The organism is Sphingomonas sp. Leaf21, from assembly GCF_916858675.1.
GTDB lineage: Bacteria > Pseudomonadota > Alphaproteobacteria > Sphingomonadales > Sphingomonadaceae > Sphingomonas.
Window position 1 is genome coordinate 14380 of the sequence record NZ_CAKASM010000001.1, and the last position, 18601, is coordinate 32980.

The 18601-nt window shown below is 66.9% G+C and carries 18 protein-coding genes and 1 tRNA gene; 12 read left to right on the forward strand and 7 right to left on the reverse strand.

Features of this window, described 5'->3' with window-relative positions:
* Nucleotides 1-5: 5 nt before the first annotated feature.
* The 4 genes from LRP66_RS00065 to LRP66_RS00080 all read left to right on the forward strand — a co-directional run bounded on the left by LRP66_RS00065 (nucleotide 6) and on the right by LRP66_RS00080 (nucleotide 3362).
* Entirely contained in the window at nucleotides 6-1409 is a 1404-nt protein-coding gene (locus LRP66_RS00065) for an amino acid permease (protein ID WP_230480408.1), read from the forward strand.
* 81 nt (nucleotides 1410-1490) lie between these two features.
* Entirely contained in the window at nucleotides 1491-2099 is a 609-nt protein-coding gene (locus tag LRP66_RS00070) for a TetR/AcrR family transcriptional regulator (protein ID WP_230480409.1), read from the forward strand.
* 186 nt (nucleotides 2100-2285) lie between these two features.
* A complete protein-coding gene (locus LRP66_RS00075; RefSeq protein WP_230480410.1) occupies nucleotides 2286-2705 on the forward strand; it encodes a hypothetical protein in 420 nt (139 codons plus the stop codon).
* Between the two features lie 75 nt (nucleotides 2706-2780).
* Nucleotides 2781-3362, forward strand: coding sequence for an alpha/beta hydrolase (locus LRP66_RS00080; RefSeq protein ID WP_230480411.1), 582 nt, complete (start codon nucleotides 2781-2783; stop codon nucleotides 3360-3362).
* 121 nt (nucleotides 3363-3483) lie between these two features.
* On the opposite strand, the gene LRP66_RS00085 is transcribed toward LRP66_RS00080, so the two are convergent.
* Nucleotides 3484-3714 carry a hypothetical protein gene (locus tag LRP66_RS00085; protein WP_230480412.1) on the reverse strand — a complete coding sequence of 77 codons (231 nt, stop codon included), beginning with the start codon at nucleotides 3712-3714 and terminating at the stop codon, nucleotides 3484-3486.
* A gap of 70 nt (nucleotides 3715-3784) precedes the next feature.
* On the opposite strand from LRP66_RS00085, the gene LRP66_RS00090 reads away from it, so the two are divergent.
* Together LRP66_RS00090 and LRP66_RS00095 are read left to right on the forward strand one after the other, a co-directional pair.
* Nucleotides 3785-5032, forward strand: a complete 1248-nt coding sequence (locus tag LRP66_RS00090) for a S1 family peptidase (protein ID WP_230480413.1) — start codon at nucleotides 3785-3787, stop codon at nucleotides 5030-5032.
* 63 nt (nucleotides 5033-5095) lie between these two features.
* Nucleotides 5096-6100: a zinc-dependent alcohol dehydrogenase family protein gene (locus tag LRP66_RS00095; RefSeq protein ID WP_230480414.1), complete on the forward strand. Its 1005-nt coding sequence runs from the start codon at nucleotides 5096-5098 to the stop codon at nucleotides 6098-6100.
* A gap of 3 nt (nucleotides 6101-6103) precedes the next feature.
* On the opposite strand, the gene LRP66_RS00100 is transcribed toward LRP66_RS00095, so the two are convergent.
* Both LRP66_RS00100 and LRP66_RS00105 read right to left on the reverse strand, forming a co-directional pair.
* Nucleotides 6104-6748 (reverse strand): GntR family transcriptional regulator, encoded by a 645-nt coding sequence (locus LRP66_RS00100; protein WP_230480415.1) that lies wholly within the window; start codon nucleotides 6746-6748, stop codon nucleotides 6104-6106.
* 108 nt (nucleotides 6749-6856) lie between these two features.
* Nucleotides 6857-8911 carry an NAD(+) synthase gene (locus LRP66_RS00105; protein WP_230480920.1) on the reverse strand — a complete coding sequence of 685 codons (2055 nt, stop codon included), beginning with the start codon at nucleotides 8909-8911 and terminating at the stop codon, nucleotides 6857-6859.
* Between the two features lie 215 nt (nucleotides 8912-9126).
* Here LRP66_RS00105 and LRP66_RS00110 point away from each other — a divergent pair, with 215 nt between their 5' ends.
* From LRP66_RS00110 to der, 5 genes are all read left to right on the forward strand, one after another.
* Entirely contained in the window at nucleotides 9127-9471 is a 345-nt protein-coding gene (locus LRP66_RS00110) for an ArsC family reductase (protein ID WP_230480416.1), read from the forward strand.
* Nucleotides 9472-9520: 49 nt separating this feature from the next.
* Complete coding sequence (panB, locus tag LRP66_RS00115; protein ID WP_230480417.1) at nucleotides 9521-10387, forward strand: 3-methyl-2-oxobutanoate hydroxymethyltransferase; 867 nt, start codon at nucleotides 9521-9523, stop codon at nucleotides 10385-10387.
* Between the two features lie 116 nt (nucleotides 10388-10503).
* Complete coding sequence (locus LRP66_RS00120) at nucleotides 10504-11172, forward strand: tetratricopeptide repeat protein (RefSeq protein WP_230480418.1); 669 nt, start codon at nucleotides 10504-10506, stop codon at nucleotides 11170-11172.
* Complete coding sequence (locus LRP66_RS00125; protein ID WP_230480419.1) at nucleotides 11169-12491, forward strand: outer membrane protein assembly factor BamB family protein; 1323 nt, start codon at nucleotides 11169-11171, stop codon at nucleotides 12489-12491. The genes LRP66_RS00120 and LRP66_RS00125 overlap by 4 nt, the downstream gene beginning before the upstream one ends.
* 86 nt (nucleotides 12492-12577) lie before the next feature.
* Nucleotides 12578-13948 (forward strand): ribosome biogenesis GTPase Der, encoded by a 1371-nt coding sequence (gene der / locus LRP66_RS00130; RefSeq protein ID WP_230480420.1) that lies wholly within the window; start codon nucleotides 12578-12580, stop codon nucleotides 13946-13948.
* Between the two features lie 52 nt (nucleotides 13949-14000).
* Here the strand turns inward: der and bfr are convergent, their stop codons facing one another.
* The 4 genes from bfr to LRP66_RS00150 form a co-directional block, all read right to left on the reverse strand.
* Complete coding sequence (gene bfr / locus LRP66_RS00135; protein WP_230480421.1) at nucleotides 14001-14522, reverse strand: bacterioferritin; 522 nt, start codon at nucleotides 14520-14522, stop codon at nucleotides 14001-14003.
* 93 nt (nucleotides 14523-14615) lie between these two features.
* Nucleotides 14616-14691: transfer RNA gene (locus LRP66_RS00140), tRNA-Ile, on the reverse strand.
* A 145-nt stretch (nucleotides 14692-14836) separates the two neighbouring features.
* Nucleotides 14837-15103, reverse strand: a complete 267-nt coding sequence (locus LRP66_RS00145; RefSeq protein ID WP_230480422.1) for a hypothetical protein — start codon at nucleotides 15101-15103, stop codon at nucleotides 14837-14839.
* 191 nt (nucleotides 15104-15294) lie between these two features.
* Nucleotides 15295-16692, reverse strand: a complete 1398-nt coding sequence (locus tag LRP66_RS00150) for a M20/M25/M40 family metallo-hydrolase (RefSeq protein ID WP_230480423.1) — start codon at nucleotides 16690-16692, stop codon at nucleotides 15295-15297.
* Between the two features lie 105 nt (nucleotides 16693-16797).
* On the opposite strand from LRP66_RS00150, the gene ettA reads away from it, so the two are divergent.
* On the forward strand, nucleotides 16798-18477 hold the full coding sequence (gene ettA / locus LRP66_RS00155) for an energy-dependent translational throttle protein EttA (RefSeq protein WP_230480424.1): 1680 nt from the start codon (nucleotides 16798-16800) through the stop codon (nucleotides 18475-18477).
* Nucleotides 18478-18601: the final 124 nt, after the last annotated feature.

Consider the following 18601-nt stretch of genomic DNA (forward strand, 5'->3'; position numbering starts at 1 on the left):
CAACCATGTTCGGACCGTTCAAACCGCTGGGCAGCGCGACCCAGCATGGCGCGGGGCAGGCGCTGGCCAAGACGCTCAGCTGGCCGCACCTGATCGCGCTGGGGGTCGGCGCGATCGTCGGCACCGGAATCTATACACTCACCGGCGTCGGCGCGGAGCGTGCGGGGCCCGCCGTGATCCTGGCGTTCGCCATCGCGGGCGCGGTCTGCGCCTGCGCCGCGCTCGCCTATGCCGAACTGGCGACGATGATCCCGGCGGCGGGCAGCGCCTATACCTTCAGCTATACGGCGCTCGGCGAAACGCTGGCCTGGATCGTGGGCTGGAGCCTGATCCTCGAATATTCGCTGGCCTGCTCGACCGTGGCGGTCGGCTGGTCGGGCTATCTGGTCGGCTGGATCCAGGCGGCGGGGGTGCATCTGCCGCCCGAACTCCTGTCCGGTCCGCATGGCGGCGGCATCGTCAACCTGCCCGCGGTGCTCGTCGCGCTGTCGGTCATGGGGATGCTCGTCGCCGGCACGCGGGAGAGCGCGACGCTCAACATCATCCTGGTCATCGTGAAGCTGGTCGCGCTGGGCGTGTTCATCGCCTTCGCCGCCCCGGCGTTCAACGCCGACAATCTCCACCCCTTCATGCCCTATGGCTTTGGCGCACACGAAGTCGACGGCGCCAAGCGGGGCGTGATGGCGGCGGCGGCGATCGTGTTCTTTGCCTTTTACGGGTTCGACGCGGTCGCGACCTCGGCGGAGGAGGCGAAGAATCCGGGCCGCGACCTGACTATCGGGATCGTCGGGTCGATGCTGGTCTGCACGCTGATCTACATGGCGGTGGCGGTCACGGCGATCGGTGCCATGCCGTTCCAGCAGCTCGCCAATTCCCCCGAGCCGCTGGCGCTGGTGCTGCGCTCGCTCAGCCAGCCGACGGCGGCGCATCTGATCGCGCTGGCGGCGGTGATCGCGCTCCCCTCGGTCATCCTGGTGATGATGTACGGGCAGAGCCGCATCTTCTTCACCATGGCGCGCGACGGGTTGTTGCCGCAGTCACTGGCGGTGGTCAGCAAGCGCAGCGGCGCGCCGACCCGCATCACGCTGGTCACCGGCGTGTCGATCGCGCTGGTCGCGGGCATCTTCCGGCTGGACGAAATTGCCGAGCTCGCCAATGCGGGTACGCTGCTCGCCTTCATCGCGGTGGGCGCCTGCCTCATGGTGTTGCGGCGCAAGGCGCCCGATGCCAAGCGGCTGTTCCGCTGTCCGCAACCCTATCTGGTCGGCACGCTGGCGATCCTGGGCTGCGTCTACCTCTTGTTCAGCCTGCCCAGCTCGACGATCATCCGCTTCGTCATCTGGAACGCGGCCGGACTGGCCTTCTATTTCGCCTATGGCCGCCGCCGCAGCGCGCTGACCAAGGCCTGATCCCAATCGGGACGAGCCCCGGCGGATCGATGCGTCCGCCGGGGCTTTCCAAAGCGCTCGGATAATTCTATACCGAGTGTTATGAAAAACCTATTGCCCGTATGTAAGGGGCGACCACGCGAATTCTGCACCGACAAGGCCCTTGCGGCCGCGCTCCGGGTATTCTGGAGCAAGGGGTATGAAGGCGCGTCGATGTCCGACCTGACCGAGGCGATGGGCATCACCAAGCCCAGCCTCTACGCCGCGTTCGGCAACAAGGAAGCCTTGTTCCACAAGGCGCTCGATCTCTACGAGGCCGAGAAGATGGCCTATATCCGCGAGTCGCTGCAAGAGCCGACCGCACGCGCGGTGGCCGAGCATCTGTTGCGCGGCGCGGTGGAGGCGCAGACCAGCAAGAGCGAGCCGCAGGGCTGCCTGGGCGTCATCCATTCGGTGGCCTGCGGGGCCGAAGCCGAGTCGATCAAGGCCGAGGTCGTGGCGCGCCGCGCGTCGGCGCAGGCGGCGTTGCTCAGCCGGTTCCAGCGCGCGAAGGAGGACGGCGACCTGCGCGACGGCGTCGATCCCGACGGGCTGACCCAGTATCTCTACGCGCTGTTGCAGGGGATGGCGGTGCAGGCCGGATCGGGCGCGACCCGCGCGGAACTGGAAACGCTGGTCGAAACCGGCATGGCGCTCTGGCCGACGCGTTAAATACCAGCCGGTATAAAAGTGCTTGACGCGCTGACGATCGGTTAATATACCACTCGGTATGGAAGGCGCTTCGGGCCTTCCGGTTGGATAATCAAGCGAGACAGCACGGCGGCGGACGAAGGACTGCCGATCGCGGCGGGCGGTGGCCCGGCGTGCGGGATGTCGCGCGACGGAAGGGGAAGTCTCATGGCCTATGTCGCTTTTCAGGAAATCGGTGCCGCTCGCGTCGCGGTCGATGCCGCCATCACCCAGCAGGGCGCGGCCGCCATCCGCCCCGACGCGCGTCTCTCGGCGCTGGAATGGCAGGTCGTGGCGCTGGCACGGCGCGATCGCGTCTCCAGCCTGCGCGCGCCGTCCAAGCTCGGCCGGGCGCTGGGCAGCATCTTCGGCGACTCGCGCAATCCGCGGCTTGCCGACCCTTCGCTCGAAGCGCTTCGCCGGATGGCCGTGCTGAGCTGGCATCACGGCTACAGCGTGCCCTCGCACGAGGTCCGTACCTTTCTGGCGGCGGGATATTCGCCCGACCAGTATGAGCTGATGGTCGACAGCATCTCCACCGCGCTCAGCAGCACCCGGCGCCCGATGCGGCTCGCCACGTCGGAATGACCCGGGAATACGCCGACGGGTCTTGCCCTTGTCGGCAGGAGGCGTAGCTTAGGGGCGCCAACGACGGAGCAGACCATGACGGCCGAACTGCGTCTGAACGACCCCTTCTCGATCATCACCCTGCCGATGGCGGGCGCCGAGCGCGCCATGCCGTGGGAGCATATGTTCGCGTGGCCGCGGCAGGGCGATGTCCAGCTCTCGCTGGAGAATGTCTCGCGGGAGGCGCGCGACCTTTGGGCGACGCGGCTCGACCATGCGGTGGCGCAGGCCGACAAGGCGGTGCTGCTCGTCGCCGAAGGCGCGGCGTGCCTTGCCAGTATCTGGTGGGCGCGACTCTCACCCAGTCATTATGTCTCGAAGGTCGCCGGAGCGCTGTTCTTCCAGCCGCCGGGCACCGCCGCGCTCGACCGCAGTGGCGGACAGCTGTTCGCCTCGCCCGACGCGGCGCTGCCATTCCCGTCGCTGATCGTCGATGGCTCGACCCATGGGGCCACGCTGGCGGAAATCTGCGGCGGGCGCCTGCTCGCGGCGCCGGTCGCCGCGCCGCCGCCGACCGGCATGTGGCGCCAGGCACAGCGCCTGATCGAGCGTTTCTCGGCCGGGGTGGTCGAGCAGGATCTTCGCGTCCTCCGCACGCTCGGCCATTTCGACCGCTGACGAACAAAAAATGGCCCGGCGAGTACCATTCGCCGGGCCAGTCGATCGCCTTAGGGAGCTTCCTTTGGCGAGCAGGAGCAGTGTGAGGCCCTTCGCAAAAGGGCCCGCCACCGAGGGAAAGTCAGTTGGCGTTGGCGGGGGCCGGGATGGCCGCGTTATCCGACAGCACGTCGTTGGCCAGCGCTTCGTTGTCCGGCAACGCCTCTTCGTCATTGGCGACGATATCGTTGGTCAGCGCCGTCGATTCCGTATTGTCGGTCGCCGAAATATTCTCCGTCCCGGAGCGCGAGCAGCCCGCAACGCTGACGGCTGCGGCGAGGAGGATCAGCGGTAGGCCATGGCGTCGCAACATCGTATCGGTCCCCTGAGTTGTGCATCTTCCGCCGTGTTCCGGCTTCCAGTGAGTAATACATACCAAATCGATGGGATATAACCAACGCTATTCTTTCCGCGTCGATAGCTGGGCTTTGCGATGGCTGGTGGCCGTGCTGGCGATGACGTTATCGGCCGCGACGGCGGCCGTTGCGCAGTCTCCGGCGGCGGCGCCCCTGGACGGCAATTCCGCGCTCGCGCTCGACTCCGTCCAATATGCCGCAAGCGTCGGGCTGTCGGATATTCGTGCGCGGCAGGAACTCGATGCGCAGGAGGCGTCGGTTCCGATCACCGACGCGTTGCAGGTCGAATTCGCCGATCGGCTGGCGGGGATATCGGTCGGCCATTCGCCCTTTCGCATCGACGTCCTGCTGACCGGAGACGCACCCGTCGCCGATCGGGTCGTCGCGCTGGCGGGGCAGGCGGTGGCGATCCGCTTCCGCACCGGCGCCTTCGCGACGCACCGGCAACTCGTCGTGGCGCTGGCGCTGCACCAGACGGAGATCCGCGCAAGCCTGACGCAGCCGCCCGGTATCGGCGTCGACCCCCGGATCGGTGCGTTGGTGGTCATGGTCGCCAGCGCCGATCTGGCGATCGAACCGGCGGACGCGATGCGAGACCGGATCGCGCGGATTGCGGGCGTGCCGGTCAAGATCGCGACGCTGGAGACGCCCGATATCGATCTGGCGGACCTTCAGGGGGGTATGCGGCTGGTCGGGGTCGATCCGGTCAATGGCCGCCGCTATGCCTGCACCAGCGGTTTCGTCGTCCGGCGCGGCGGCGGGAGCGCGATCGTGACCGCGGCGCATTGCCCGGACGATCTGTCGTGGATCGATGTCGCGGGCATGGCGCATCCCCTCCGCTACGCGGGACAATGGGGTTGGGGCTATCAGGACGTGCAGGTGAACGTCAGCGACGTCGCGCTCGCCCCCGTATTCCGGAGCGACACCGCCAAGACGATCGAACGGACGGTGACCGGCGCCCGTGCGCGGGGCTCGACCCGCGCTGGCGACATCGTGTGCCATCGCGGCGAGCGGACGGGCTATAGCTGCGCGGAGGTGTGGATGCCCGACTTCGCACCGGCGGGCGATCTGTGCGGCGGCGGCTGCACGCCGACCTGGGTCGCGGTGCGCGGGCCGACCTGTCGCAGCGGAGACAGCGGCGGGCCGGTCTTCCTCGGCGGCACGGCCTTCGGCATCGTCAAGGGTGGCAGCTATCGTGGCGACGGGAGCTGCGCCTTTTATTATTATATGTCGCTCGATTACCTGCCCGACGGTTGGGTCCTGGCGACCGGCTGAGGGATCGCATGTCACCGCGTCCGCGTTTTTGGAGCGATCCAGAAGCATGATGAAGGCGATGGCATGAAAGCGATGATCCTCGACGCCCCCGGCGGGCTGGACCGATTGAGGCTGGTCGAGCGGCCCGATCCGGGTACGCCGGGGCCGGGCATGATCCGCGTCCGCCTCCATGCCACCTCGCTCAACTATCACGACTATGGCGTCGTGGCGGGGCGGAAGCCGACCGAGGATGGTCGCATTCCGATGGCCGATGGCGCGGGCATCGTCGAGGGGATCGGCGATGGGGTGACCGACTTCGCCCCCGGCGATCCGGTCGTCGCCTGCTTCTTCCCCGACTGGCAGGAGGGACCGCCGCGCGTCGGCGACTTTTCGCGCGTGCCGGGCGACGGGATCGACGGCCATGCATGTGACGTGGTGGTGGCGCCCGCCACCGCCTTCACGCGCGCGCCCAGGGGATATGACCATGCCGAAGCGGCGACGATCACCACGGCGGGGCTCACCGCCTGGCGAAGCCTGGTGGTCGACGGCGGGCTGAAGGCGGGGGACAGCGTGCTCGTATTGGGCACCGGCGGGGTGTCGATCTGGGCGTTGCAGATCGCCCGGTTGATGGGCGCGCGGGTCGCGGTCACATCGTCATCGGACGAAAAGCTCGAGCGCGCCCGTGCGCTCGGGGCGGCGCACACGATCAACTACCGCACGCATCGGGATTGGGGGCGACAGATCCATGATTGGGCGGGAGAGGGCGTCGATCACGTCATCGAGGTCGGCGGTCCGGGGACGCTGGCCCAGTCGATCGACGCGGTGCGGATCGGTGGGCATATCGGTCTGATCGGCGTGCTGACAGGCATGGCGGGCGACGTGCCGACCGCGACGCTGATGGCCAAACAGGCGCGGTTGCAAGGGCTGATCGTCGGCAGTCGGCGGATGCAGATGGAGTTCGTCCGCGCGCTGGACGACGCGGCGCTACGGCCGGTGATCGATCGCCGCTTCGATCTCGTCGAACTGGCCGAGGCCTTCCGCCTTCAGGAAAGCGGCGGCCATTTCGGCAAGATCGCCGTGACCTGGTGAGGATCAGCGCCCGAGTTGCGCGCGCAGGTCGATCATCGTCGCGCCGATATGGTCGGTCAGGAATCCGGCGACCCGCGCCTCGTCCCGCGCCAGCCACGCGTCGAGCAACTCGTGATGCTCCTTGTGCGCCCGCGTCTCGCGCCCGGCGGGCTTGAGGTGCTGGACGACATAGCGTTCGGCCAGCACCTGCAACCGCTCGATGAGCTGGAAGGTCAGCGCGGCGCCGAGCGGGCGGACCAGCGCCAGGTGGAAGGCGCGGTTGAGAAGTGCGACCTCGTGCAACGCCTCGTGCGCCGCGACGTCGAGCGCGACCAGCGCGGCCTTGGCCGCCGCCTGGTCGGCGGCGGTCGCGACGCGACTGGCACGCGCGGCGGCGTCGGGTTCGATCGCGAGGCGAAGCTCGTAAATCTCTTCCGCTTCGCCCGCGCCTAGCGACCGGACGAAGAAGCCGCGATTGGCCTGGCTGGTCAGCAGACCTTCCTGCTCCAGACGCGCCAGCGCCTCGCGCAGCGGAATCTTGCTGACGCCCAGCTCATTGGCCAGCGCATCCTGGCGGATGGGCTGTTCCTCGAGAAGGTCGCCGCTGATGATCCGTTCGCGAATGATCGTGAAGATCTGTTCGGACAGGGTGCGAACGACAAGGCTCATGGTCTCTCTCGTGCCGACAGGCCAGGAGGAGCCTGTAATTCATGGATTAATACGGTAATCGGTGCACCAGCATAGACCCGTTCGCGGCGCGATGCCAAGTGTCGGTAATCAAAGCGGCGGCAGGGCCTGTCCCAGCTCCGCCAGCCACAATGTCGCGCGACCGTCCGATGGCGCCCGCCAGTCGCCGCGCGGTGACAGGGCGCCGCCGGGCGACACCTTGGGCCCGTTGGGCAGCGCCGAACGCTTGAACTGGCTGGTCTGGAAGAAGCGGGTCAGGAACCGCTCCAGCCAGTGACGGATCGTCGGCAGATCATAGGCGACCCGCGCGTCCGCAGGCAGATCCTCGGGCCAACCGCCCGCCGCCGCGTCGTGCCAGGCATGCCAGGCGAGAAAGGCGATCTTAGAGGGCTTCAGACCATGGCGGATGACATGGTGCGCGAAGAAGTCGTTGAGCGCATAGGGCCCGATCATCGCCTCGGTCGACTGCATCGCGCCGTTGGGATCGGCCGGGACCAGCTCGGGCGAAATCTCCTGTCCCAGGATCGCGGTCAGCACCGCATCGGTCTGCGCGTCATACTGGTCCGTCCGGATGCACCACCGAATCAGGAACTGGATCAGGGTCTTGGGCACCCCGGCATTGACGGCATAATGGCTCATCTGGTCGCCGACGCCGTAGGTGCACCAGCCGAGCGCCAGCTCCGACAGGTCGCCGGTGCCCAGCACGATCCCGCCACGCTGGTTGGCCAGACGGAACAGATAATCGGTCCGCAGCCCCGCCTGGACATTCTCGAAGGTGACGTCGTGGACCGGCTCGCCCATCGCGAAGGGATGGCCCATATCGGCCAGCATCTGCTGCGCCGCCGGGCGGATATCGATCTCCTCGGCGCTGACGCCGAGCGCGCGCATTAGCGCCCAGGCATTCGCCTTGGTCCCCTCGCTGGTCGCGAAGCCCGGCATGGTGAAGGCCAGGATACGCTCGCGCGGCCATCCCAGCCGGTCGGTCGCCTTCGCCGCGACGATCAGTGCGTGGGTGGAATCGAGCCCGCCAGAGACGCCGATGACGAGCGTGGTGGCCCCGCTGGCGTCCAGCCGCTTGGCCAGCGCCTCGACCTGGATGTTGTACGCTTCGTAGCAGTCGGCGTCGCGGCGGGCGGGATCGTCGGGGACGAAGGGGAAGCGGTGAACCGGACGCCGAAGCCCGTGATCGACGGGCTCCGCGCCGTGGATGAAGGTGATCCGGCGAAACCGTGCTTCGGGATGACCGGCAAAGGCCGCCGCATCGTTGAACGTGCCGAAGCGAAGCCTCTCCTGCACGATGCGCTCGACATCGACATCTGCGACGGTCAGCGATGGCTCGCGCAGGAACCGCTCGGATTCGGCCAGCGTCTCGCCCATTTCGTGGACGAGGCCCTGTCCGTCCCAGGACAGGTCGGTCGTGCTCTCGCCGATCCCGGCGGCGGAATAGACATAGGCGCAGGTGGCGCGCGCCGACTGCGCGGCGGCCAGCACCGCGCGGTCGCGTGCCTTGCCGATCACGATGTTCGATGCCGACAGATTGCAGCAGATCGTGGCCCCCGCCAGCGCGCCGAGCGTCGAAGGCGGGGTCGCTGCCCAGTAATCCTCACAAATCTCGGCATGAAAGACGAAGTTCGGCACATCCTCCGCCGCGAAAATCAAGTCGGTGCCGAAGGGCACGCACTGGCCGTCGAGTTCGATGGTCAACCCGGTCAGTCCCGCGCCGCTGGCGAACCAGCGCTTCTCGTAATATTCTCGGTAGTTGGGCAGGAAGGTCTTGGGCACGACGCCCAGGATCCGGCCACGCGCGATGACCACCGCGCAGTTGTAAAGCCGCCCGTTGCGCGGCAGCGCCGCCCCGACCAGCATCACCGGCGCCAGCGCCGCGCTGGCATCGACCATCGTGCCCAACGCCTCGAGCGTCGCGCCGTGCACGGCACCCTGCAGATGGAGGTCGTCGATCGCGTAGGAGGTGAGCGAAAGCTCGGGAAAGACGATCAGGTCGACCCCGCCCTCATCCCCCTTGCGCGCGAGGTCGAGCATCGCCTCGGCATTGGCCTGGACGTCGCCGACCGACGCGGCGGGCGTCGCCGCCGCGACGCGGATCAGGCCATGGGTGTGAAGCGCGTAAAAGGGGTGATCCTGCATCCTCACGGGATAGCGGGGTGGGGAGGGGGGCGCTACCCCGATGAATTCCCTTTGCCTTCGACTGCGGTCAGGCGCGACCGGGTTTGGAAGTGGGCTGACAATCCCTCAATCGGGTCAGCCTGAGCGACGTCGAAGGCCACGTCCCACCCTATCCTGCTGCAATCCTCGCCCGCCGCCGGTAAGAGCGAACGTCCCCCACCATTCCAAGGCACAGCATGACCGTCCAACTCTACGGCATTCCCAACTGCGACACGATGAAGAAGGCCCGGACCTGGCTCGACCAGCACGGCGTTGCCTATCGCTTCCACAACTACAAGACCGATGGCATCGACGCGGCGACCCTGCGCCGCTGGGTCGATCAGGTGGGCTGGGAAATACTCCTCAATCGCGCCGGAACGACCTTCCGCAAACTGGATGAGGCGGAGCGGCGGGATATCGACGCCGAGAAGGCGATCCGGCTGATGCAAGCGCAACCCTCGCTCATCAAGCGGCCGGTGCTCGATCGTGACGGCACGCTGACGATCGGCTTCAAACCGGAGCGCTACGCCGAAATCCTCTAACCGCGCCGGAGGGGTGGAGCGAGCCGGACGGGCAGGGTAAGGGCGCGTCATGTCCACGACCTACACGCTCGACACCGCGACGAGTCGCGCCAATCCCACGCCCGCTCCGATGAAGCGGCTGACCGTCCCGGCCATTCGCCGTGCCAAGGGCGCGACGCCGCTGGTCATGCTGACCGCCTATACGGTGCGGTCGGCGCAACTGCTCGACCCGCATTGCGACATGCTGCTCGTCGGCGACAGCCTGGGGCAGGTGATCTACGGCCTGCCCTCGACCGTGCCGGTCACGCTCCAGATGATGGCGGCGCACGGCGCGGCGGTGGTGCGCGGCAGCTATCACGCGGTGGTCGTCATCGACCTGCCCTTCGGCAGCTATGAGGCGAGCCCCGAAAAGGCGTTCGAGAATGCCGCCTGGCTGCTCAAGGAAACCAGCGCGGCGGCGGTCAAGCTGGAGGGCGGGGTGGCGATGGCGCCGACCGTTCGCTTCCTGGTCGAACGCGGCATCCCCGTGATGGGGCATGTCGGGCTGACGCCTCAGGCGGTGAACGTGCTGGGCGGCTATGGCGCGCGCGGCCGCACGACGGAGGAAGCTGAGAAGATCGTCGCCGACGCGGTCGCGATCGCCGAGGCCGGGGCGTTTTCGGTTGTGATCGAGGGCGTGGTCGAGCCGATCGCAATTACGATCACCGAGCGGGTGGCCTGTCCGACGATCGGCATCGGCGCATCGGCGCAGTGCGACGGGCAGGTACTGGTGGGGGAGGACATGCTGGGCCTGTTCGACCGTACCGCGCGCTTCGTGAGGCGCTACGAGACGTTGGGCGACCGGATCGGCGAGGCCGCGCGCGCCTATGCCGAGGATGTTCGCGCCCGCCGCTTTCCAGGCGCCGAGCAGATTTACGCGCCGCGCGAAGGGGCGTGACGCAAGCTTCTTCCCACCGGGCCCGCTCCTCGCTAAAGGTCGCGGCTTCCTTGTTGCCTTGATCCAGAATAGCGGAGCCCGTCTTGGCCCTAACGCCCCAATCCAGCCAGGCCTTCATGAGCGAGGTCGACGACGAACTGCGTCGCGACCGGCTGACCAAATTCTGGACCCGTTGGGGCCTGGTCGTCGGCGCGGTGGTCGTCCTCGCCCTCGCGGCGTTCGGCGGTTATCTCTACTGGCAGCATCATCGCGCCCAGGCGGCGGCGGCCGATGGCGAGCAGTTGCAGGCCGCCTATGACGCGCTGGCGCAGAGCGATACCAAGACGGCGGATGCCAAGCTGAAGTCGCTGGCGGACTCGAATGTCGACGCCTATCGCGCGCTGGCGCAGTTCACCCAGGCCGACATCCTGTTGCAGCGGGACGATATGAAGGGGGCCGCCGCGCGGTTTGCTTCGGTCGCCAACGACGCCTCGCTGGCCAAGCCGTTCCGTGACCTGGCGCTGATCCGCCAGACCATGGCCGAATATGATACGCTGAAGCCCGAGGGCGTGATCGCCCGGCTGGGTGGCATGGCGGTGCCCGGCAATGCCTATTTCGGCAGCGCGGGCGAGATGGTCGCCGTGGCCTATCTCCGCCTCAACAAGCGCGCCGAGGCGGGGCGCCTGTTCGGCCAGATTGCCAGCGAGAAGGATGTGCCCGATACGTTGCGGCAACGCGCGGTTCAGATGGCCAGCGTATTGGGGGTCGATGCCGTCGGCCAGAGTGAGGACACCAAGACCCAATGACGAAGCATTTCCGCACCTCGGCCGCGCTGGCCGCGTTGATGGCGCTGGGCGCCTGTGGGGTGTTCAAGCACGCGCCGAAAAAGACCCCGACCGTGGGCAATCGGGTTCCGATCCTGGTGTCCGAGACCGGGGTCGAGGCCGACAAGACGATCGCCGACGTCCAGGTCACGCTGCCCGCGCCCGAGACGAACGCCGAATGGGCGCAGCCCGGTGGTAACGCCGCCAAGTCGATGGGCCAGCTCGCGCTCGGCGAACAGCCGCAGCGCCTGTGGGAAGCCACGATCAATGGCGGATCGGCGCGCGACCCGCTGGGCGCCCCGCCGGTCGTCGCCGAGAACAAGATCTTCGTCGTCGATGTCGAGGGCAATCTCCTTGCGCTGAACGCCGACAGCGGCGCGCGCCTCTGGTCGACCGGCATCACCGAGGGTGACGAGAATCGGCTTGCGCGGTTCGGTGGCGGTGCCAGCTATGACAGCGGCACGGTCTATGCGACCGACGGCCTTGGCGACGTCATCGCCGCCAACGCCGCAGACGGCAAGGTGCTGTGGCGCGCCAAGCCGGGCGGCCCGCTGCGTGGGTCGCCGACGATCGCCAATGGCAATGTCTATGTCCTGACCCAGGATAACCAGCTTTACGCGATCAACCAGACCGATGGTAAGATCGTCTGGGCCGGACAGGGCACGCTGGAGACGCAGGGCGTGTTCGGCGTCGCGGCCCCCGCCGCCAGCCAGGGTACGGTCGTCGCGGGCTTCTCGAGCGGCGAACTCAATGCCTATCGCTATGAGAATGGCCGCATGTTGTGGCAGGACGCGCTGTCGCGGACCAGCATTTCGACCTCGGTGTCGACGCTGTCGGACATCGACGCCGCCCCCGTGATCGATCAGGGCCGCGTCTACGCGCTGGGCCAGGGCGGCCGCATGGTCGCGCTGGAACTGTCGACGGGTCAGCGCCTCTGGGAACAGAACTTCGCGGGAATCTCGACCCCCTGGATCGCGGGCGAATGGCTGTTCCTCGTCACCGACGACGCCCGGCTGGTCGCGCTCGCCCGTTCGAGCGGCAAGGCCCGCTGGATCGCGCAGTTGCAGCGTTTCCACAACGAAAAGAAGAAGAACGGCGCGATCACCTGGTTCGGGCCGATCCTGGCGGGCAATCGCCTGATCCTGACCAATTCGGAAGGGCAGATCGTCTATGCCAATCCGGGTGACGGCTCGGTGCAGGCGACGGTCGAGTCCAAGACCCCCTTCGCGCTGCCACCGGTCGTCGCGAACGGCGTCCTCTATGTGCTGGACCAGAAGGGTCGGCTCGCCGCCTATAAGTGACCTTAGCCCGTCCCCTTGGTCGTTGGCCCAAGGGGACGGTGCGTTTGTACCGTGACGAACGGATCGCCTTTCGCTAACGGACGGCGATGGCAAAACTCCCTATCGTCGCGATCGTCGGCCGTCCCAATGTCGGCAAGTCGACGCTGTTCAACCGCCTTGTCGGCAAGAAGCTCGCACTGGTCGACGATCGGCCCGGCGTGACGCGCGACCGGCGCGAAGGCGACGCGCACCTGCTCGGCCTCGATTTCCGCGTGATCGACACGGCGGGTTACGAAGACGAAGATCCCGACACGCTTCCCGGACGGATGCGCCGCCAGACCGAGGCCGCCGTAGGCGAGGCCGATGTCGCGCTGTTCCTGGTCGATGGCCGCGCCGGGATCATGCCGCTGGACGAAGAGATCGCCCGCTGGCTGCGCAGTTCGGATACGCCGATCGTCCTCGCCGCCAACAAGGCGGAGGGCCGCGCCGCCGAACAGGGCATTCTCGAGGCGCTGGCGCTGGGCTTCGGCGACCCCGTCCAGCTTTCCGCCGAGCATGGCGAGGGCGTCGGCGACCTGTTCGAGGCGCTGCTGCCCTTCATCGACGTGGAGATCGAGGAAGAGGAAGAGGTCGATCTCGAAAATCCGTTCGCGCCGCTGAAGCTGGCGATCGTCGGACGCCCGAACGCGGGCAAGTCGACCCTGATCAATCGGTTTCTCGGCCAGGACCGCCTGATCACCGGACCGGAGGCGGGCATCACCCGCGATTCGATCGCGATCGACTGGGAATGGCACGACCGCAACGGTGAGCCGCGTCAGGTCCGTCTGATCGACACCGCGGGAATGCGCAAAAGGGCCAAGGTTCAGGACAAGCTGGAAAAGCTGTCGGTCGCCGACGCCCTTCGCGCGGTCGACTTCGCCGAGGTCGTGGTGCTGCTGCTCGACGCGACGCTGGGGCTGGAATCGCAGGATCTGCGCATCGCCGACCGCGTGTTGGAAGAGGGGCGCGCGCTCCTGATCGCGCTGAACAAATGGGATGTGGCGGAAAATCCGTCCTCGCTGTTCAACGGTGTGAAGAAGGCGCTGGAGGACGGGCTCAGCCAGGTCAAGGGCGTGCCGCTGCTCGCGGTGTCGGGCGCGACGGGCAAGGGGCTGGACACGCTGATCGAGGTGGCGTTCGAGACGCGTGCGGCCTGGTCGAAGCGCGTGCCGACCGGCGAGCTCAACCGCTGGTTCGAAAAGGCCGTCGATGCCAACCCGCCGCCAGCGCCGGGCGGCAAGCGGATCAAGCTGCGCTACGTCACCCAGATCAAGTCGCGTCCGCCCAGCTTCGTGATCTTCGGAACGCGTGTTGATCAGCTACCGGCGAGCTATGAGCGTTATCTGGTCAATTCGATGCGGCGCGAACTGGGCTTCGGCGCGGTGCCGGTACGCCTGACGCTGCGCGCGCCGAAGAACCCGTTCGCCAATAAGGACTGAGGGCAGAGGGCTGGGGGCTGGGGGCAGGCCATAAAGGCCCGCCCCACCGCCATCACCCCTGCAAATGCGGCGCCGCGCCCGACTTGGGCGTGTCGTTTTCCGCCATGGCGTTGAGCTGAATATAGTTCTGGATGCCCATGCGTTCGATCATCTCGAACTGGCGTTCCAGCGTGTCGACATGCTCTTCCTCGCTGGCGAGGATGCGCTGGAACAGGTCGCGGCTGACATAGTCGCGGACTTCCTCGCAATAGGCGATCGCGCCCTTGAGTTGCGCCACGGCCTCGACCTCGATGGCCAGATCGCCCTTGAGCACTTCCTCGACCGTCTCGCCGATGCGCAGCCGCCCGAGCAGCTGGAAATTGGGCAGGCCGTCCAGGAAGAGTATGCGTTCGGCCAGCCAGTCGGCATGGCGCATCTCGTCGATCGATTCGTGATATTCGAACTGGGCGAGCTTGTAGACGCCCCAGTGGTCGAGCAGGCGATAGTGCAGGAAATACTGGTTGATCGCGGTCAGCTCGTTCTTGAGCGCCTCGTTCAGAAATTCGATGACCTTCGGGTCGCCTTTAGCCGCCATATGCCAATCCTTGATGGTTTGGCGCACCCTATCGGCGGGTGGTGCGGGATCGCAAGCAGCTTTTCACCGGTGCGATAAAGTTCGCTCGTGAATTGGTGGGCCCGGCAGGACTCGAACCCGCAACCTAGCCGTTATGAGCGGCCAGCTCTAACCATTGAGCTACAGGCCCCACCGCATTTGTCCGTAGCGTGACGGCTTGCGCATCCGCAACGGGGGATTGGTCGTCCCATAAAAGAAAAAGGGCGCCTTCGCGAAGGAAGGCGCCCTTTTCCGACAAACAGTCGGCGCTTCGGACCCGGAGGTCCGAGGCGGCATTACTGCATGTTGTCGGCCTTGGCGTCGGCAGCGTCACGGACGTTGTCGGCGGCGGCGTTCATGTTGTCAGCAGCGTTCTCGAGGGTCGAGGCGGCGGCGGTGTTCGAGGTGTTGTCGGCAACCGCTTCGAGGTTGTCGGCCTGCATCTCCATGTTGTCGGCCAGCATGTCCGCGTTGTTCTCAACAGCGGCCGCTTCCGGCGACTTCGTGCAGGCGGCCACGGACATCAGGCCGGCGGCAGCGAGAATAAAGGCAATCTTCTTCATTCGAATGCTCCCAAGCATAAGCAATCATCGCGGCCGACCCGAATGCCGTCGCGAAGCGGCTCAAATAACGCGCGGTTCATCGCGGTCAATCCGCAAAATTCACTTGGCGGCAAGGTTCGCGACGAACCGATGGCATGGATCGGGCTTTTTCAAGGCGTTGGGGTTACGAAAGCGTTACTGGAGGCCAACGATCATCGCGGTGTGACCGGGCCGATCGCCTCGGGCGCGTCGGCGACCACCGCCAGCATCGCGGTCCAGGCCGCCACATTCTGCCGCAACGCCGCCGGGTCGACCCGGTCGAGCACGTCGTCGGGCGTGTGATGGGTATCGAAATAGTCCCAGCCCGACTGGTTGAGGTCGATCGCGGCGGTGCCGAGCTTGAGCGTCGGGCCGACATCGGTCCCGTCGCCGCCAACGCCGCTGCCCCGCGCGATGCCGAGCGGCGCGAGCGCGGTCTGGAGCCGGTCCGCGACCGGCCGGGCGGTGGCGGGCAGGTTGACCTCGAAGCGCCAGACGCGGTCCGCGCCGAAGTCGCTTTCCGACGCGGTGGCATGACGCTCGTCGGCATGGGCCTTGGCATAGGCTTCGCCGCCCATGCCGCCGACCTCCTCCGCGCCGAACCAGACGACGCGGATCGTCCGTCGCGGCGTGCCCGCGTCCAGTATCCGCTTGGCGGCGGCGGCGGTGATCGCCACGCCGCTGGCATCGTCGATCGCGCCGGTGCCCAGGTCCCAGCTATCGAGATGGCCGCCGACCAGCACGATCCCCGCCGACGGATCGCTGCCGGGTACTTCGGCGATGACATTGCCCGATTCGCGCGTCCCGACCATGCGGGGCGTGAGGATGAGCTTCATCCGCACCGGCTTGCCACGGCTGGCGATTCGCTCGAGCTGCTCGGCGTCGGGAACGGACAGCGCCGCCGCCGGGATGGGCTTCACGCCGCCGGGAAAGTTGGTCGTGCCGGTATGCGGGAAACGATGATGGTCGGTGCCGATCGAGCGGATGACGATCGCCACCGCCCCGCGCCGGGCCGCGAGCGCGGGTCCGGTGAAGCGCGCGGTGCCATAGGCGCCATAGCCCGATCCGTCCTGCGTCCGGGGCATGGCATTCCCGATATAGACGATGCGCCCCTTGATCGCGCTGTCGGGCGCGGCCTGGAACGCGGCCATGCTCGGGAAGACCGCGACCTCGGCGGTCAGCCCCGACGCGGGTGTGGCGCCCGAATTGCCGAGCGCGGCGAGCGTCAGCTTCTGGGGAAAGGGGGCGAGGATCTCCGCACTTTCGGCGCCGCGCTCCCATACGGGCATCTGATAAGGCTCGATCCGGACATTCTTGAAGCCGAGTGCGGTCAGCTTGGCGACCGCCCATTGCCGGGCGCGCGCCTCCGCCTCGGTCCCGGCCAGGCGCTGGCCGACCTCGGTCGTCAGCCCCTCGACGATGTCCCATGCGACCGTGTCGGTCAGCGCGGCGTCGCGCAGGGCGGCGACCTCGGGCGCGACGGCGGCGGGCATCGGCGGTGGCGTGCGCTGTGCCAGAACGGGAGAGGACAGGGCGGTGGCGGCGAGGGCCGCGAGGAGGAATGGCTTCATGACCCGGACTGTTGCGCAGCCAGTCCCGTTTGCCAACCGCCCGCCCACCGACTACATGGGCGGTAAACCATCCTACAGTCGAAAAGCACGGAGCCCCGCGCCGCCATGGCCGTCCAATATACCTATGTGATGAAGGGTCTGACCAAGACCTTCCCCGGCGCCAACAAGCCTGTCCTCAACAACATCCACCTGCAGTTCCTGCCGAGCGCGAAGATCGCGATCATCGGCCCGAACGGCGCGGGCAAGTCCACGCTGATGAAGGTGATGGCGGGCATGGACACCGACTTCACCGGTGAGGCCTGGGCCGCCGATGGCGTCCGCGTCGGCTATCTCGCGCAGGAGCCGCAGCTCGATCCGACCAAGGACGTGATGGGCAATGTCAAGGACGGCGTCCGCCCGATCGCGGATCTGGTCGATCGCTTCAACGCCATTTCGGCCGAAATGGGCGATCCGAAGGACGACACCGACTTCGACGCCCTGATGGAAGAGATGGGCGAGCTTCAGGCCAAGATCGACGCGGTCGACGGCTGGTCGCTCGACAGCCAGCTCGAACAGGCGATGGAAGCGCTGCGCTGCCCGCCGGGCGATGCCGACGTCTCCCGCCTGTCGGGCGGCGAAAAGCGCCGCGTGGCGCTCTGCAAGCTGCTGCTCGAAAAGCCCGACATCCTGCTGCTCGACGAGCCGACCAACCACCTCGACGCCGAAAGCGTGTCGTGGCTTGAGAATTATCTCAAGGAATATACCGGCAACGTCATCCTCGTCACCCACGACCGTTACTTCCTGGACAACGTCGTCAACTGGGTGCTCGAACTCGATCGCGGCCGCTACTACACCTACGAGTCCAACTATTCCGGCTATCTGGAAAAGAAGGCCAAGCGCCTGGAGCAGGAAGAGCGCGACGAGGCGGGCAAGCAGAAGGCGATCGCCGACGAGCTGGCCTGGATGCGTCAGACGCCCAAGGCCCGCCAGACCAAGTCGAAGGCGCGTATCCGCGCGTTCGAGGAGCTGATGGAGAAGCAGGAGAACCGCGTCGCGGGCAAGGCGCAGATCCTGATCCAGATTCCCGAGCGCCTGGGCGGCAAGGTGATCGAGGCCAAGGGGCTGACCAAGTCCTACGGCGACAAGCTGCTGTTCGAAGGCCTCGACTTCATGCTGCCGCCGGGCGGCATCGTCGGCGTGATCGGGCCGAACGGTGCGGGCAAGTCGACGCTGTTCAAGCTGATCACCGGGCAGGAACAGCCCGATGCGGGCACGATCGAGATCGGTTCGACCGTCAAGCTCGGCTATGTCGACCAGAGCCGCGACGACCTCGATCCCAACAAGAATGTCTGGCAGGAAATCTCCGACGAGCTGGAGGTGTTCCGCTTCGGCAAGCAGGAGCTGGGCACGCGCGCCTATGTCGGCGCGTTCAACTTCCGCGGGCCCGACCAGCAGAAGAAGGTCGGCCAGCTTTCGGGCGGTGAGCGCAACCGCGTCCACATGGCCAAGATGCTGAAGGAGGGCGGCAACGTCCTGCTGCTCGACGAGCCGACCAACGACCTCGACGTCGAGACGCTGCGCGCGCTGGAAGAGGCGCTGGAGACCTTCGCGGGCTGCGCCGTGGTCATCAGCCACGATCGCTTCTTCCTCGATCGCCTCTGCACCCACATCCTGGCGTTCGAGGGCGACAGCCATGTCGAATGGTTCGAGGGCAATTACGAATCCTACGAGGAGGACAAGCGCCGCCGCATGGGCGATGCAGCCGACCGTCCGACCCGTCTGGCCTATAAGAAGCTGACCCGCTGATTCCGGACGCCGCACGGCGTTGACGATGACGCCCCGCCCGAGCGATCGGGCGGGGCGTTTGTCGTCGGAAGTGGACCGGCTCGCCCCAAAAGAAGGGTCGGCGGGTTTAAATCGTTTCGCCGGA

Excerpts from the sequence above, each read along its gene's own strand:
- LRP66_RS00090 (WP_230480413.1), top strand. The coding sequence starts at position 3,785 with ATGGGATATAACCAACGCTATTCTTTCCGCGTCGATAGCTGGGCTTTG.
- LRP66_RS00075 (WP_230480410.1), top strand. The coding sequence starts at position 2,286 with ATGGCCTATGTCGCTTTTCAGGAAATCGGTGCCGCTCGCGTCGCGGTC.
- LRP66_RS00150 (WP_230480423.1), bottom strand. The coding sequence starts at position 16,692 with ATGAAGCCATTCCTCCTCGCGGCCCTCGCCGCCACCGCCCTGTCCTCT.
- LRP66_RS00065 (WP_230480408.1), top strand. The coding sequence starts at position 6 with ATGTTCGGACCGTTCAAACCGCTGGGCAGCGCGACCCAGCATGGCGCG.
- panB (WP_230480417.1), top strand. The coding sequence starts at position 9,521 with ATGTCCACGACCTACACGCTCGACACCGCGACGAGTCGCGCCAATCCC.
- LRP66_RS00085 (WP_230480412.1), bottom strand. The coding sequence starts at position 3,714 with ATGTTGCGACGCCATGGCCTACCGCTGATCCTCCTCGCCGCAGCCGTC.
- LRP66_RS00070 (WP_230480409.1), top strand. The coding sequence starts at position 1,491 with ATGAAAAACCTATTGCCCGTATGTAAGGGGCGACCACGCGAATTCTGC.
- LRP66_RS00145 (WP_230480422.1), bottom strand. The coding sequence starts at position 15,103 with ATGAAGAAGATTGCCTTTATTCTCGCTGCCGCCGGCCTGATGTCCGTG.
- ettA (WP_230480424.1), top strand. The coding sequence starts at position 16,798 with ATGGCCGTCCAATATACCTATGTGATGAAGGGTCTGACCAAGACCTTC.
- LRP66_RS00120 (WP_230480418.1), top strand. The coding sequence starts at position 10,504 with ATGAGCGAGGTCGACGACGAACTGCGTCGCGACCGGCTGACCAAATTC.
- LRP66_RS00105 (WP_230480920.1), bottom strand. The coding sequence starts at position 8,911 with ATGCAGGATCACCCCTTTTACGCGCTTCACACCCATGGCCTGATCCGC.
- LRP66_RS00095 (WP_230480414.1), top strand. The coding sequence starts at position 5,096 with ATGAAAGCGATGATCCTCGACGCCCCCGGCGGGCTGGACCGATTGAGG.
- LRP66_RS00100 (WP_230480415.1), bottom strand. The coding sequence starts at position 6,748 with ATGAGCCTTGTCGTTCGCACCCTGTCCGAACAGATCTTCACGATCATT.
- bfr (WP_230480421.1), bottom strand. The coding sequence starts at position 14,522 with ATGGCGGCTAAAGGCGACCCGAAGGTCATCGAATTTCTGAACGAGGCG.
- LRP66_RS00110 (WP_230480416.1), top strand. The coding sequence starts at position 9,127 with ATGACCGTCCAACTCTACGGCATTCCCAACTGCGACACGATGAAGAAG.
- LRP66_RS00080 (WP_230480411.1), top strand. The coding sequence starts at position 2,781 with ATGACGGCCGAACTGCGTCTGAACGACCCCTTCTCGATCATCACCCTG.
- LRP66_RS00125 (WP_230480419.1), top strand. The coding sequence starts at position 11,169 with ATGACGAAGCATTTCCGCACCTCGGCCGCGCTGGCCGCGTTGATGGCG.
- der (WP_230480420.1), top strand. The coding sequence starts at position 12,578 with ATGGCAAAACTCCCTATCGTCGCGATCGTCGGCCGTCCCAATGTCGGC.